Raw genomic sequence first — 13,564 nt, 5'->3', positions numbered from 1 at the left:
GGATGGGCCGGGACGGCGCTCGTTGCCGCGGTCGCCGGTGGCCCTCGCGATGCTGGTGATCTTGAGGCTGGTCTTTTGGGCGGGGCGGCGCCTGGCTGCCAGGCGGACGACGGGGGGAATCAGGTGAAAAGGCGGCGCAGCTTGGGTCGGGTCGCGCTGGCCGCAGTGGCGGCGGTGTGCTCGGTGGGGGCGTTTCCGGGTCAGGCGGCGGCTGGGGGTGAGCCCGGTCCGTACGCCTTCGATCGGCATGCGACGACGGTGGCGGGAGCTGTGGCCAGCACCGATGCGAAGCCGCTCAAGGCGGGTTCGACCTACCACTCCTCGATCAAGCCGGGTGGCCAGCTCTACTACCAGGTCGCACTGGACGCCACATCCGACGCTTACGTCTCCGCCGTGGCTGTGCCCAGACTCGCGCCACAGGAGAAGGTCGACTACGCCGACGGCATCAAGGTGTCCCTCCAGGACCTCAAGGGGAACTCCTGCGGGAATGACAACGACGCGGTGTTCGGCGCTGCCGAGTACCCCCGGCCGATCGCTGCTCATGCCACGCGCACAGTCAAGAAGGACGGCATCTCCTGCCAGTCGGCGGGGCCGTACTACGTGCTGATCGAGAGGACCACCAAGGGCAGCTCCGCCCAAGACGAGTGGGGGCTGGAGATCCGCGTCGATTCGGAGCCCGGACTGAAGGCCGGCTCGGCGGGCCCGACGGAGGCACCAACCAGCTGGCCGTCTGCATCGCCCGTCCCGCCGGCGGGCACGGCACAGCAGGCCGAGGGCGGTACAGGGTTCAATGATGCTGTCGCGCTGAAGCCCGGTGTGTGGGACGACCGGATCAAGCCCGGTCAGACCCGTTTCTACCGGGTGCCGGTCGGCTGGGGGCAGCAGCTCTTCGCCAGCGCCGATCTCGGCAGCTCCACGGGTAGCGGCTTCGTTGCCAGCGCCCTCAACGTGCAGTTGTACAACCCGGTACGGTCCGCGGTCACCACGGCCTACACGGTGTACGACGGGAAGCCGAAGTCGGCCACGTCGGATCCGCTGCCACCGGTGGCCTACCGGAATCGGTACAGCGTGCGCGACGAGGTCAGCGGGATGCGACTTGCCGGGGACTACTATTTCGCGGTCACCCTCAGCCCGGACGTCGCGAAGAGCTTCGGGGAGAAGGAGTACGGACTGACGCTGAGGATGAGCGTCAAGGGGATGGAGGGGCCGCCGCCGGCGTACGCGGGCGCGGCGCCCCATTACGGAACATCGGCCGGTGAAGACGCGGGCCACGGAGCCATGAAGCTGGTGGGGATCGCCGGGATCAGTGCGGGCACGGTACTGGTGCTGGGACTCGGCGTGTGGATGCTGATCGCGAGGCAGCGCGCCGGAATGATGGCCCAGGAGCCGGAACGGCAGTTCCCGGCGCAGTACGGGCCGCCTTCCGCCTGGTAGTCCGACTATGCGGGGCCGTACCGCGGTGCGGTGGGCGCAGTGGTCATTTACCGGCCCCGGTGGCTCCGGGGTCAGCTCTGCGTCAGCGCCCAAATGCCCACGGCGAAGCAGATCAGCGCGATCACCAGGACCGGGACCGTCACCTTCGGGGGTGGTCCCGGGTGTATGCGGGAGACCGGCACCGACTGGGTGGGAACCTGCGAGGGCTGAGCGGTGTACCTACCAGTGTGGGGTTGTTCGTGCAGGGCCCGACCAGGAAGGGGGGAGCTCGCATGCGGGATCGTGGGGGTGGCTGCGGGCGTCGATGCCGGTGCTGGGCCGGCAGCCGGCTCGGGAGGCGGGGCAAGGTGGAAGCTGCCTGTTTCCGACATGGCAGGGCCCTGGGGCTGCTGCTGGTGGGGTACGGGCTGCTGTTCGGTCTGGGGGTGGGCCGGTACCTCTGGTTGCGTCGTCGCCTGCCCTACCGGGGGCTGGGACGCGGTTCTGTGTTGCGACTCGGATCCTTGGTGAGATCCGAGCTGGTGAGGAGGGTCGTTCTGTTTCCGGACGGGGCCTTCGGGGCCGAATCCGCTGGGCAGTGGGCCGATCTGGTCGGAGACCTCGACGGGCGCCTCTCCGGGGCCTGGTTCGGCCAGCAGTTCCGCTGCAGTGGCCAGCGCCTTGCGGGCACCGTTCGCCGTACGGAACCGTGCTTGGGGGTCTGGCTGGAGCAGTCCAGCGAGCACCTGCCACAGCGGCTCGGGGATGCCCTGGGGTGCGCCCGGCGTGCCGTGGGCCGCGAAGTACTCCACCAGGGCTCTGGAGTCCGGTCGGGCGCCCTGCAGCAGATAGAGCGCGACCAGGCCGACGGCGAACAGGTCAGCTGTGAAGTCCGGTTCGGCACCGAGCATCTGCTCCGGCGCGAAGTAGCCGGGCGTCCCCACCACATAGTTGTTCTCAGTGAGGCGGGGCTCGCCCTTGCGCATCGAGATGCCGAAGTCGGACAGCCGCAGATGCGGCCGCCCGGCCCCGGTGGCTTCCATCAGAATGTTCGCAGGCTTGATGTCGCGGTGTACGACGCCTTCCGCATGGACGGCAGCAAGCCCGGCCAGCAGTTGGTCGAGCAGCGTGCAGACGAACCGTGCCGGCAGCGGACCGTAGTCACCGATGACTTGGGCGAGCGAACCTCCGCACACCAGTTCCATGGTGAACAGCACCTGGTCGTCGTCCGCGGCCCAGCTGGCGGGGGCGAGTACATGAGGGTGGTCGATGCGCAGTGCCTGTTCGCGCACGAAGCGCAGCAGGGTGTGTGCGTCGCTCTGCTGGAGGACTTTGGCCGCCACATAACGACGCCTGCGATGGTCCCACGCACGCCAGACCGCCCCGACGCCCCCGCGGCCGATCGGGTCGACCAGTTCGTACCGCCCGGCGAAGACCTCACCCATGCGCTGTACCCATGTCCTGTGCCCGCCCCCTGTCAGCTGGGCCTCAGCCAGCTGAGCCTCGGCTTCAGCTCTGGTGCGCCTCGTAGTGCGAGACCGCCTCCGCGGTGCGCCCGGCGCCGTACACCCTGAGGAACTCTGCCAGTTCGGGGTGGGTCGGGGTGAGGGCGTTCGCCGCGTCGATGATGTCGCCGGCAGCCGATACGGAGCGCAGCAGTGACTGGATCTCGCGCACCACGCGGCGCACGGTGGGCGCGCCCGTCGTGGATGCGGTCTGACCCGTGGTGGAGAGGACGGAGCCGCCCTGGGACTTCTTGATCTCTTCCATCCGATCCGTTGCCTCGCCCGCGCTGACGCTCCCGTCGGCGACCAGGCCGGAAAGCTCCTGAAGTGCCTGGACCCGCTGGACCACGGCCGGATTTCCGATCTTGGCGCGCTGGCCGCTCATCAGCTGGGACAGCATGGGCGCGGACAGCCCGAGCACTGCGGCGAGACGGGCCTGATTGAGGCCCAGATCATCGATGAGGCGACGGAAGAGCGCCCCCAGCGGCTCTCCGTACCAACTGCGCTGAAGGTCTCTCGCTCTCGCGGTTGCCTCTTGTTGTGCTGCGTCCATTGCGTCTCCCCATCGCTTCCCCAGGCGGCGGCTTCGCTGCCGCGAACCTCCTCGTGCATCCTACGGAGAGTGGTCACTGACCGGGAGTCCCAATCCTTTTGTGAGATCGCCCCTGTGACCCGCTACTCTTGTTCTCGCACCAACCCGTTACGGGGCCTTAGCTCAGTTGGTAGAGCGCTGTCTTTGCATGGCAGATGTCAGGGGTTCGACTCCCCTAGGCTCCACACGTAAGCCCCTCCTGACCTGCGGAAATGCTGGTCAGGAGGGGCTTTGCCCGTTGGTGTTGCCGTTGATTCGGGCGTGGCAGGGGCCGCCGGTGCCCGGATGTGCGTTTCAGCCCTTTCTGCGGGCTCCATCCGGCCAGACGACGTCCACCGGGATTCCCCTGGCCCGTGCTGCGAGGACCACGTCGGCGGTGCCGCCGCCCTTTCCGCTCGGGGGTTCCCCGTTCCAGACCGCCACGAGGCGGTCGGCGCGTTCCAGGAGCAGCGCGTTGGCAGCGGCGTAGGCCGCACGGCCGGCGGATTCCTCAGGGATGACGACGACGTCGTCAGATGCGTCCAGGAGGCGGTCGAAGAGGCGGGTATGGCCGGGACGGACGGTCTTCCTGCGGTAGTCCCGGGAGGGAATGACGATGGCCAACCGGCCGCCGGTGGCCAGGACGGCCTCGGCAAACAGGGAGTCGGCGCCCTCCGCGATGCAGGAGATCCCGACCAGTGGGCCGAACGCGGCGTAGGAGTGGAGCAGTTCCTTCAGCGCGGTACGGATCAGGGGCACGGTGTCCTCGGTCAGATCCATGTGACCGGTAACCGCGATTACCGTTACTCCCACAGTCGCACTCCCGTATTCGACAGCAGGCGGCGGATCCTACCCCGGCCATCAGCCCGGTCAGCCCACTCCGCCCGGCCAGTAGGCCGCTCAGCCACGTCACGGTGACAGCGGCCACGGGTAGCGTGCCGGGAAGCTACGGCCCGAGAGTTCCTGTTCGGTCGTTCGGAGTGCGGCGGCGAGCGCTCCCTGGAAGAAGCGCGCGGAGCCCCTTCGACCCAGTCTGCGCTTGACGTACCACCAGCGCAGCACCGGAGTGTCTCCAGGGCGAGTCCGGCAGTACTTCACCACCTGGGTCCGCTCGTGGAGGGTCAGCTCCAACTGGTGGACGAGGAGGGTGCTGACGTCGTCGACGGAGCCCGCGAAACCTTCGAGAGCGGCCGTGATCACGCAGGCGTCCAGGAACGCCCGCGGGTACTCCGCCTTGTACAGCTGGGCCGGTGGCAGTACCAGCACCAGTCGCGTCTGGAGCTCGTGCTGGGTGATCTGGTCGATCTCCCATCTCAGGGCGTCGCGGATCCCCTGTCCCGGAGGCAGGATCAGGACGATGGAATGCGCGCGGCGGATGAGGGTCCGTACCGCCCCCTGCCACTGGTCGTGGGGCGAGCGCATCCAGACCGGCCCCGGCGGCGCCAGCCGGCGGTCCTGGTCGACCAGCGCGTAGGTCTTCAGCCCGAGAGCCTTCCGGGCGCTGCGGGCGACCGCCTGCTCCATGGTGGAGGCGCCGAACCAGGCGTGAGACAGGGCGACTTCGCCGTCACTGCCGAACGGCCGCAGGATCAGGCAGTACTCCTCGTCGGACCCGACCAGCGGACCGAGGACCTCCTGAAACATCTGCGTCTGTGTGGTGCGCCGGTAGCGCCCCCAGGTGAGGGCGATGGGAATGGCGATCAGGGCGACGTAGACCAGGGGACGCACGAATGTCAGCGGATCGAAGTAGCCGCCGTACTGCCGGTGCAGCGACAGCAGTTTCAGCCCGAGGGCCAGGAGGACGCCGACACCCATGAGTATGAGCACCCCGCCACCACGGATGCCGCGCCATAACTTGTGGCCCCGCATGGAGACGAACGTAGCGCACCCGAGCAACTACGGTCCATGAACAGGTCACATCGCGATACCGGCCACGAAGGCCATGAGGTAGGAGACCGCGAAGATGACCGGCACCCACTGCTCGACGTGGGTCAGCGGCAGATATCTGCGCCAGTCCAGTCCGTTGCCCAGGGCTCCCCACTCCGCCCGGGAGTAGGCAAAGGCCGGCAGCTTCGCTTCCAGGGCCCCGATCACCTCGTACTTGGCTGTATTGAGCTGTCGGTAGGAGCGCACCATCACCCACCACGCCGCGCACTGCGCGAACAGGATCAGCAGCCCGGACGTCAGTATCCAGACGGAGGTACCGGCCAGGGCATGGCCCGAGAGCGCGGCCACCACGGCCACGACAGCGCTGTTGAGTGACAGAAAGAAGGTGTTGGTGAGATTGCGCCGGGCGCTGACTCGGTCAGCCATCTCCACGCAGAGTTTGTACTGTTCGAGTATCGCTTGCTGATACCGGTCCTTGGCCCGGGAGTAGTCAGAGGCGTCGATGTCGGTGTTCCACAGTGCATCCCCGATGTCACTCATGCCTTCAGCATGACGAAGGCATGAGACCTTGTCACCGGCCACGGCTGCTCCGGCAGGCTGACGGGCGACGACGGAGCCACCAGCGGTACTGGGGAGGTGGCCCAGGCAGCTCAGTTACGGGTGATGGGGCCTGGACCTCGCAACTGCTGAGCGGTGTGACCGTGCTGGCGAGCACCGTTGCGGGTGTCCCTCTTCGCCTTCCATCCCGCCCGGCATCTGCACAACTGCCTTATGCGGCACGGTGAGTGGGAAGTCGCGGCGCTCGTCGCCCGGCCTGCCCCACGGACACGGAGCCGCCCGGCCGTCCCGGTGCCCCGGGACGCTCCCCGCGCACTTCGGCTGGTTCGGGGCCGGTCCGGTGTCGATGGGTGTGTTTCACGTGAAACGGTGACGACGTACAGGTACGGTCCTGCCGTTCCACGGACCCCCGGTCCTGTCCTCGCACGCGTGCGGGGCGCCAGGAGAGATGAGTCTCCTGACGCCCCGCACGCTCGCGTCTGTCGGCCCGATGATGGCGCCGCCCGCCGGCTCAGTCCCGAGGGTCGTCCCGCTCCTGGTCTTCCTCCTCGGCCTTGGCCTGCTTGGCCTTGACCTCGGGGTCCAGTGCCTCGGAGCTGCCGTCGACCGCGCTGAGCGGCGGCCGCCGGTCAGCGACCTCGGTGGGCGCGGGCGGCTCGACCAGCCAGTCGGGATTCGCCTGCTTGTCCCACCACTTCCAGGCGGCGAACGCACCTCCGGCGACGACGCCGAGCACGATGACGCCCTTGGCCAGCCGCCCCGCCTTCGCGCACCGCTGCTGCCTTCTGACCAGCTTCTGGATCTGCTTCGCGGAGACCTGCCCGCGCAGCGCCGCGAAGGCGGCCGCGCTGGCGGCCGCACTGCGGGCCGCTGCCTCCTCGCGGACGGGCTGGGCCGCCGCCACGGCCTGCTCCACCCTCGGTGCGAGCTGGCACTGCGCCTGCCGGGCCGCCTTGGCTGCACGCTGCGCCGCCGCGTCGACCTTCGGCGGTACATGAGTGAGGGCCTGGTCGACGTGGGGTGCGAGCCGCGCGTCGTACTGAGTGCGGGCCTGCTGTGCTGCCAGCGAGACCTTCGGGGCCAGCCGTACACGAGCTTCGTTGGCGTAATGCGTGGCCTGTTCCTTGGCCGTTCCGGCGTAGGGCGCCACCACTTCCGCGGCGTGCAGCACGTTCTCCTTCGCCGTACCGGTCGCGGCGCGCACGCTGTCCATGCGGGTCACGGGTTCCTCCTCATCGGTGGCGTTCTGTCATTCGCCTTTCCACCCATTTCGAAATCATGCCTGTCCTGCGCCTTCACGGCACGTGAGATCAGGCATCCGGGTCAGGAAAGACGTAAACCGTCATTGTGGTGCAAGGGGGAGTTCTGTGGCCGACAATGCCACGGTTCGGGCCGGTGCGCGCCGGTTCGGCTGTCACCCGAGTGCTTTTCCCCTGCGTGGCGGCTCGGCGCTCCGCGTCCGTGCGAGGATCGGTGAACGTCAGAGAAGACTTACGGAAGGCACACCGTGGCCGAGCAGCTTTACGCCACCCTGAAGACCAACCACGGCGACATCGAGATTCGGCTGCTGCCGAACCACGCGCCGAAGACGGTCAGGAACTTTGTCGAGCTCGCTCAGGGAGAGCGGGAGTGGACCCACCCGGCCACCGGCAAGAAGTCCACGGACCGGCTCTACGACGGCACCGTCTTCCACCGCGTGATCAGTGGCTTCATGATTCAGGGCGGCGACCCGCTGGGCAACGGCACGGGTGGCCCCGGCTACGAGTTCGGTGACGAGTTCCACCCGGACCTGTCCTTCGACAAGCCGTACCTGCTCGCCATGGCCAACGCGGGACCGGGCACCAACGGCTCGCAGTTCTTCATCACGGTGCAGCCGACGACCTGGCTGACGCGCAAGCACAGCATCTTCGGCGAGGTCACCGACGCGGCGAGCCAGAAGGTCATCGACGAGATCATCACCACCCCGACCAACCCGCGCACCGAACGGCCGGTCCAGGACGTCGTCATCGAGACGGTGGTCGTCGAGACCCGCGACGGCGTCGCGACCCGGAAGAGCTGAACCGCGCGGCGGCCGGTGGAGGCCGCCCGAGCCCGCGGGCGCGGGAGCGGTGGGAGCAGAGAGCCCGTTGCCTCATCCGGTACGGGAACCACCCGCCCCGTTCGTCCGTATGACGAGCGGGGCGGGTGCAGTGCGTACGCGACCCGTACGAGACGAGGGAACCCGATGGAAGAGTTGCCAGGAGGCCCGGAGCGGCAGTCCGGGGCGGGCGGTCTGCCCCACTGCTACCGCCACCCCGGCGTGGAGACGGGCATCAGCTGTGTCCGCTGCGAGCGGCCGATCTGCCCGCAGTGCATGATCAGCGCCTCAGTCGGCTTCCAGTGCCCGGAGTGCGTGCGCGGGTCGGGCACGGGCAGCACCCCGGCCGCGGCGAGCCGGCCGCGCACCGTGGTGGGCGGAACGCTCACCGCCGACCCGCGCCTGCTCACCAAGATCCTCATCGGGATCAACGTCCTGGTGTTCATCATGCAGGTGGCGAACAACAACAGCTTCGACTCCAGTTTCGAGCTGGTGGGCCAGGCGCAGACCACACCGTTCGGGCCGCTGGTGGGCGTCGCCCAGGGGCAGTGGTACCGGCTGTTCACCGCGATGTTCATGCACGCCGGCTACGCGCACATCGGGTTCAACATGCTCAGCCTCTGGTGGATCGGCGGGCCGCTGGAGGCGGCGCTCGGCCGGGCCCGCTACATCGCGCTGTATCTGCTCTCCGGGCTGGCCGGCAGCGCCCTCACCTATCTCATCGCCTCGCCGACCGAGGCGTCGCTCGGCGCGTCGGGCGCCATCTTCGGGCTGCTGGGTGCGACCGGTGTCCTGATGAAGCGCATGAACTACGACATGCGGCCGCTCTTCGGCCTGCTCGTGGTCAACGTGATCTTCACCTTCACCGGCGGAATCGCCTGGCAGGCGCATCTCGGTGGCTTCGTCGCCGGGATCGTCATCGCGATCGGGATGGTGCACGCCCCGCGTGAGCGGCGGACGCTGCTGCAGTTCGGAACCTGTGCGCTGGTCCTGGCGGCGACCATCGGCATGGTGCTGGCCAGAACCGCGATGCTGACGTGAGCGGGCGGTCCTGACCTGAGCGGGTTGCCCCGGGAGCGGGCCCCGGTCTGAGCGGGCCGACCGTTGAACAGGCGCCGACTCCTCAGAGCTGCCCCCGGAGGCTGCCCGGAGCCACAGCGGGCCTGTTGCAGACCTGCTGTGGGCTAACTGCAGACCTGCAGTAGACCTGTACCGGGCCCAGTTGTCCACAGCGGGTGGCGGATCTTGTGCGTCCTGTGGGGAACAGCAGCGCCCCTTGCCGCTGACCTGGGTTTCCCCAGGAAGGGCAAGGGGCCGGCCACTGTTGTGGTATGGCGCCGAGTAGTCACACCGGCGTCAACGCCCGAAAGTTATCCACAGATCTTCTGAGTTTTCCCCGGCTGTGGATAGCGCTGTGGATAACTCTGGGGAGGGCTTGACGGGCACCAGGGGATGTGGGAGCCGGGACGGCTACTTCCACTGGGTCGAGACGCCGAAACCGCCCGCGATGAAGCCGAAGCCGACCACGATGTTCCAGTTCCCGAACGGCTTGATGGGCATATCGCCGTCGGTTACGTAAAAGACAACGATCCAGGCGAGTCCGATCAAGAAGAACGCCAGCATCACCGGGGCCACCCAGCTGCGATTGGTCAGCCTTATGGCAGTCGCCTGCTTCGTCGCGGGCGGCGGCGTGAAATCGGGCTTCTTGCGGATACGTGACTTCGGCACGAGGGGCTCTCCTGTCGATGCGCTGCGTGACCGCGCAGGGGGAACTGTGTAGGAAGTGCCGGGAGCGGGATGCGACGGGGCGCATTGCCTCCCCCGGGCGTCCGTTAGCGTAGTGCTTCCGGGGTGTGGAAGGAGATAAGGGTACGTTGAGCAATTCTGACGACTCTCCCACAGCGGCCGCCCGCCACCGCGACTGGAGGCCGGTCCGGGTCCTCACCGCAGCCGTCTTCGCGCTCGCCGGGCTCATTTTCGTGACCAGCTTCAATACCGCCAAGGGCACCGATATCCGCACCGATGCGTCGATGCTGAAACTCTCGGACCTCATCCAGGAGCGCAACGGCAAGAACAAGGAGCTCGGCGACTCCACTGCCGCCGTCCGCCGCGATGTCGACGCGCTCGCCCAGCGTGACGGAGGCGCCACGAAGAAGGAGGACGCCGGTCTCAAGGCCCTGGAGAGGTCCGCCGGTACGCAGAAGCTCAGCGGCTCCGCCGTCTCGGTCACGCTCGACGACGCCCCGCCGGACGCCACCGCCAACCCCGGCTACCCCGAACCGCAGCCCAACGACCTGGTCATCCACCAGCAGGACCTCCAGGCGGTGGTGAACGCCCTGTGGCAGGGCGGCGCCAAGGGCATCAAGGTCATGGACCAGCGGCTGATCACCACCAGCGCGGTGCGCTGCGTCGGCAACACCCTGCTCCTCCAGGGCCGCGTCTACTCGCCCCCGTACAAGGTGACGGCCGTCGGCAACCCGGACAAGCTGAAAAAGGCGCTCACGGCCTCCCCGGCGATCCAGAACTACCTGCAGTACGTGAAGGCGTACGGACTCGGCTGGAAAGTCGACGACTACCAGGCGGTGACTCTTCCCGGCTACTCGGGCACAGTGGATCTCCATTACGCAGAACCTGTGGGGTAGTTCCAGGGAGGCGGACGGCTGTGACGGTGCGACTGATCGTCAGGAGCTTCAGCGAACTCTGCATCACCGTGGGGGCGTTGATCGTGCTGTTCGTCGCATACCTGCTGTTCTGGACGGGTGTGAAAGCGGACAACGCCGCGGACCACCAGATCGACGACCTCCACCACCAGTGGGCCCGCAGCGCGGCCGCAACCCCCCACCCCGCAGCCGGCTCCGGCACCACAGCCCCGTCGAAAGCGAAGCCGGCCACCGCCCCCACCCCCGTCGCGTACCGCGCGGGCAAGCCCTTCGCGGTGATGTACATCCCCCGTCTCGGCCGGGACTGGAGCAGGCCCGTGCTGCAGAACACGGCCGTCGGGACGCTCCAGCGGGGCCTCGGCCACTACGCGGGGACCGCACGCCTCGGCGCTACGGGAAACTTCGCGGTCGCGGGACACCGGCGTACGTACGGCGACCCGTTCAAGGACTTCCCCAAGCTCCGGCCCGGCGACGCGGTGGTGCTGACCGACGGGACGACCTGGTTCACGTACCGCATCGACAAGAAGCCGTATCTGACCGTGCCGTCCGACACCGGGGTCATCGCTCCGGTACCGGTGAAGTCGGGTTTCCAGGGGGCCGGCCGCTATCTGACGCTCACCACGTGCGACCCGGAATGGGGCAGCAGCCACCGGCTCATCGCCTGGGGGCACCTCGACTCCACGCAGCCCGTGACGAAGGGCAAGCCGACCGCTTTGCGCGGGTGACCCACCGGCGCCTGCCCCGGCCCTCTACTCTGGTGCCCGTACCACGAACGGAAGGGACAGCATGTACGGCTGGATCTGGCGGCATCTGCCGGGCAACGTATGGCTCCGGGCGGTCATCTCGCTCGCGCTCGTGCTCGTTCTCGTCTACCTGCTCTTCCAGTACGTCTTCCCGTGGGCGGAGCCGCTGCTTCCGTTCAACGACGTGACGGTCGACCAGGGGATGGGGGCCGTGCGTTGAGCGCTCGCATCCTCGTTGTCGACAACTACGACAGCTTTGTGTTCAACCTGGTCCAGTACCTGTACCAGCTCGGCGCCGAGTGCGAAGTCGTGCGGAACGACGAGGTCACCCTCGCGCACGCGCAGGACGGCTTCGACGGTGTGCTGCTCTCCCCCGGCCCCGGGACGCCCGAACACGCCGGTATCTGCGTGGACATGGTGCGGCACTGCGCCGACACCGGGGTGCCCGTCTTCGGGGTCTGCCTGGGCATGCAGTCGATGGCTGTGGCGTACGGCGGTGTGGTGGACCGGGCGCCCGAACTGCTGCACGGCAAGACGTCGCCGGTGACGCACGAGGGGGCCGGTGTCTTCGCCGGGCTGCCTTCGCCCTTCACCGCGACCCGCTACCACTCACTGGCCGCCGAGCCCCGGACGGTGCCGCCCGAGCTCGCCGTCACCGCGTGGACCGCCGACGGCATCATCATGGGCCTGCGCCACCGGGAACTTCCGGTCGAGGGCGTGCAGTTCCACCCCGAGTCGGTGCTCACCGAGCACGGTCATCTGATGCTCGCCAACTGGCTGGTCCAGTGCGGCGACGAAGGCGCGGTCGGACGGTCGGCTGGGCTCGCGCCGGTGGTGGGCAAGGCCGCGGCGTGACGGCACTGCGCCCCGAACAGGACGGCTCGGGGGCGGCGGCGCCGGAACCACCGGGAGGGGCCGGGCCCGCGCGGCCGCCTGCCGGAGAGCCTGCCGGGGCGGCCGGCCCCGGTCGCCCCGGCCGGGAGTACGACCCCCTGACGGATCCGCTGCCGACCGGCGGGCCCGGTTCGCCCTGGTTCCGGGCGGAGGAGACGGCGCAGCGGCCGGCCGCGCAGGATCCGCCGCAGGACTGGTACGGGCGGGAGGCGGTGTACGAGCCGATAGCCCCGCCCACCCCCGCGACCCCGGTCCACCGGTCCGCAGCCGCGCCCGCGACCCCGGAGCCGTTCCCGGGCCCGGACGGGAGCACTGCCGTTTTTCCCGCCGTACGGGACGACGAGACCGTGGGCCTCCGGGTCGCAGGAGCCGCACCCGCGTCGTCCGCACCCGCGGGTGCGGACCTGCCCCCCGTGCCGACCGGCGGCCGTGCCGAGCGCCGCAAGGCCGCCAAGGGGCGGGGCCGCAAGAGCGCCGCGCCCGCCGAACCCGTCATCCCGGCCATCCCCCGTACCCGGATGGAGGCGCGCCTCGCGGCACGCGCCCTCAAGGACAGCCCCGCCGTCATCGCCAGCCGGGCGATCGGTGAGATCTTCATCAGCCTGGGTGTGCTGATGCTGCTGTTCGTCACGTACCAGCTCTGGTGGACGAACGTACGCGCCCATCAGGAGGCCAGCGGTACGGCCCACAGCCTCCAGGACAACTGGGCGAAGGGCGGCGACAAGAAGGGCGCGCCCGGCGCTTTCGAGCCCGGGCAGGGGTTCGCGATCATCCACATCCCCAAGCTGGACGTGGTCGTGCCGATCGCGGAGGGCGTCAGCAAGACCAAGGTGCTCGACCGCGGGATGGTCGGCCACTACAGCGAGGGCAAGCTCAGGACGGCGATGCCGTCGGCGAAGACGGGAAACTTCGCGCTGGCGGGGCACCGCAACACCCACGGTGAGCCGTTCCGCTACATCAACAAGCTCAAGGACGGCGACAAGGTCGTCGTCGAGACACGGGACGACTACTACACCTACGAGGTGACGAGCCGCCTGGCTCAGACGTCCCCGGCGAACGTGTCGGTGATCCAGCCGGTGCCGGTGGGGTCCGGCTTCACCCGGCCGGGCCGGTACATCACGCTGACGACGTGCACCCCGGAGTTCACCAGTACGTACCGAATGGTCGTGTGGGGCAAGATGGTTGATGAACGGCCACGGAGCAAGGGGATGCCCGAAGCCCTGACCGCAGGCTGAACGGTTACGGACTACAGGGGA

15 protein-coding genes and 1 tRNA gene are annotated in these 13,564 nt (G+C 68.6%); 9 read left to right on the top strand and 7 right to left on the bottom strand.

Translation table 11 applies throughout. From position 1 onward, the window contains the following. The first annotated feature begins 270 nt into the window (after nt 1-270). Nucleotides 271-1,434, top strand: a complete 1,164-nt coding sequence (locus tag OG452_RS17065; protein ID WP_327296460.1) for a hypothetical protein — start codon at nt 271-273, stop codon at nt 1,432-1,434. A 71-nt stretch (nt 1,435-1,505) separates the two neighbouring features. On the opposite strand, the gene OG452_RS17060 is transcribed toward OG452_RS17065, so the two are convergent. Both OG452_RS17060 and OG452_RS17055 read right to left on the bottom strand, forming a co-directional pair. Beyond that, on the bottom strand, nt 1,506-2,858 hold the full coding sequence (locus tag OG452_RS17060; RefSeq protein ID WP_327296459.1) for a serine/threonine-protein kinase: 1,353 nt from the start codon (nt 2,856-2,858) through the stop codon (nt 1,506-1,508). A gap of 64 nt (nt 2,859-2,922) precedes the next feature. After that, nucleotides 2,923-3,471, bottom strand: coding sequence for a helix-turn-helix domain-containing protein (locus tag OG452_RS17055; RefSeq protein WP_327296458.1), 549 nt, complete (start codon nt 3,469-3,471; stop codon nt 2,923-2,925). Between the two features lie 151 nt (nt 3,472-3,622). On the opposite strand from OG452_RS17055, the gene OG452_RS17050 reads away from it, so the two are divergent. Beyond that, a tRNA-Ala gene (locus OG452_RS17050) sits at nt 3,623-3,695 on the top strand. A gap of 109 nt (nt 3,696-3,804) precedes the next feature. On the opposite strand, the gene OG452_RS17045 is transcribed toward OG452_RS17050, so the two are convergent. The 4 genes from OG452_RS17045 to OG452_RS17030 all read right to left on the bottom strand — a co-directional run bounded on the left by OG452_RS17045 (nt 3,805) and on the right by OG452_RS17030 (nt 7,156). Next, nucleotides 3,805-4,269, bottom strand: coding sequence for a hypothetical protein (locus OG452_RS17045; protein WP_327296457.1), 465 nt, complete (start codon nt 4,267-4,269; stop codon nt 3,805-3,807). A 129-nt stretch (nt 4,270-4,398) separates the two neighbouring features. After that, on the bottom strand, nt 4,399-5,358 hold the full coding sequence (locus OG452_RS17040; protein WP_327296456.1) for a hypothetical protein: 960 nt from the start codon (nt 5,356-5,358) through the stop codon (nt 4,399-4,401). A gap of 45 nt (nt 5,359-5,403) precedes the next feature. Then, nucleotides 5,404-5,916 carry a RipA family octameric membrane protein gene (locus OG452_RS17035; RefSeq protein WP_327296455.1) on the bottom strand — a complete coding sequence of 171 codons (513 nt, stop codon included), beginning with the start codon at nt 5,914-5,916 and terminating at the stop codon, nt 5,404-5,406. Nucleotides 5,917-6,445: 529 nt separating this feature from the next. After that, nucleotides 6,446-7,156: a DUF5324 family protein gene (locus tag OG452_RS17030; RefSeq protein WP_327296454.1), complete on the bottom strand. Its 711-nt coding sequence runs from the start codon at nt 7,154-7,156 to the stop codon at nt 6,446-6,448. Between the two features lie 285 nt (nt 7,157-7,441). Between OG452_RS17030 and OG452_RS17025 the strand changes: the two genes are divergently transcribed. Together OG452_RS17025 and OG452_RS17020 are read left to right on the top strand one after the other, a co-directional pair. Continuing rightward, nucleotides 7,442-7,993, top strand: a complete 552-nt coding sequence (locus tag OG452_RS17025) for a peptidylprolyl isomerase (protein ID WP_327296453.1) — start codon at nt 7,442-7,444, stop codon at nt 7,991-7,993. 165 nt (nt 7,994-8,158) lie between these two features. Then, nucleotides 8,159-9,052 carry a rhomboid family intramembrane serine protease gene (locus OG452_RS17020; protein ID WP_327296452.1) on the top strand — a complete coding sequence of 298 codons (894 nt, stop codon included), beginning with the start codon at nt 8,159-8,161 and terminating at the stop codon, nt 9,050-9,052. Nucleotides 9,053-9,481: 429 nt separating this feature from the next. Here OG452_RS17020 and crgA read toward each other — a convergent pair whose 3' ends face one another. Continuing rightward, the gene (gene crgA, locus OG452_RS17015) at nt 9,482-9,739 is read right to left on the bottom strand and encodes a cell division protein CrgA (protein WP_327296451.1); all 258 of its coding nucleotides are present in this window, start codon (nt 9,737-9,739) and stop codon (nt 9,482-9,484) included. 146 nt (nt 9,740-9,885) lie between these two features. On the opposite strand from crgA, the gene OG452_RS17010 reads away from it, so the two are divergent. The 5 genes from OG452_RS17010 (at nt 9,886) to OG452_RS16990 (ending at nt 13,543) form a co-directional block, all read left to right on the top strand. After that, nucleotides 9,886-10,653, top strand: coding sequence for a DUF881 domain-containing protein (locus tag OG452_RS17010; RefSeq protein WP_327296450.1), 768 nt, complete (start codon nt 9,886-9,888; stop codon nt 10,651-10,653). A 20-nt stretch (nt 10,654-10,673) separates the two neighbouring features. Beyond that, on the top strand, nt 10,674-11,396 hold the full coding sequence (locus tag OG452_RS17005; RefSeq protein ID WP_327296449.1) for a class E sortase: 723 nt from the start codon (nt 10,674-10,676) through the stop codon (nt 11,394-11,396). A 61-nt stretch (nt 11,397-11,457) separates the two neighbouring features. Then, nucleotides 11,458-11,634: a hypothetical protein gene (locus OG452_RS17000; protein ID WP_327296448.1), complete on the top strand. Its 177-nt coding sequence runs from the start codon at nt 11,458-11,460 to the stop codon at nt 11,632-11,634. Then, nucleotides 11,631-12,269: an aminodeoxychorismate/anthranilate synthase component II gene (locus OG452_RS16995; protein WP_327296447.1), complete on the top strand. Its 639-nt coding sequence runs from the start codon at nt 11,631-11,633 to the stop codon at nt 12,267-12,269. The genes OG452_RS17000 and OG452_RS16995 overlap by 4 nt, the downstream gene beginning before the upstream one ends. Further along, complete coding sequence (locus OG452_RS16990) at nt 12,266-13,543, top strand: class E sortase (RefSeq protein WP_327296446.1); 1,278 nt, start codon at nt 12,266-12,268, stop codon at nt 13,541-13,543. Before OG452_RS16995 ends, OG452_RS16990 begins: the two co-directional genes overlap by 4 nt. The last annotated feature ends 21 nt before the right edge of the window (nt 13,544-13,564 follow it).

Origin of the sequence: Streptomyces sp. NBC_01197, from assembly GCF_036010505.1 — a bacterium.
Lineage (GTDB): Bacteria > Actinomycetota > Actinomycetes > Streptomycetales > Streptomycetaceae > Streptomyces.
The sequence above is the reverse complement of the archived record's forward strand: the minus strand, read 5'-3'. Positions and strand labels throughout refer to the sequence as shown.

Bases quoted from the DNA above. Each gene is read 5' to 3' on its own strand.
- OG452_RS17060 (WP_327296459.1), bottom strand. From the start codon at position 2,858: ATGGGTGAGGTCTTCGCCGGGCGGTACGAACTGGTCGACCCGATCGGC.
- OG452_RS17055 (WP_327296458.1), bottom strand. From the start codon at position 3,471: ATGGACGCAGCACAACAAGAGGCAACCGCGAGAGCGAGAGACCTTCAG.
- OG452_RS17045 (WP_327296457.1), bottom strand. From the start codon at position 4,269: ATGGATCTGACCGAGGACACCGTGCCCCTGATCCGTACCGCGCTGAAG.
- OG452_RS17040 (WP_327296456.1), bottom strand. From the start codon at position 5,358: ATGCGGGGCCACAAGTTATGGCGCGGCATCCGTGGTGGCGGGGTGCTC.
- OG452_RS17035 (WP_327296455.1), bottom strand. From the start codon at position 5,916: ATGAGTGACATCGGGGATGCACTGTGGAACACCGACATCGACGCCTCT.
- OG452_RS17020 (WP_327296452.1), top strand. From the start codon at position 8,159: ATGGAAGAGTTGCCAGGAGGCCCGGAGCGGCAGTCCGGGGCGGGCGGT.
- OG452_RS17000 (WP_327296448.1), top strand. From the start codon at position 11,458: ATGTACGGCTGGATCTGGCGGCATCTGCCGGGCAACGTATGGCTCCGG.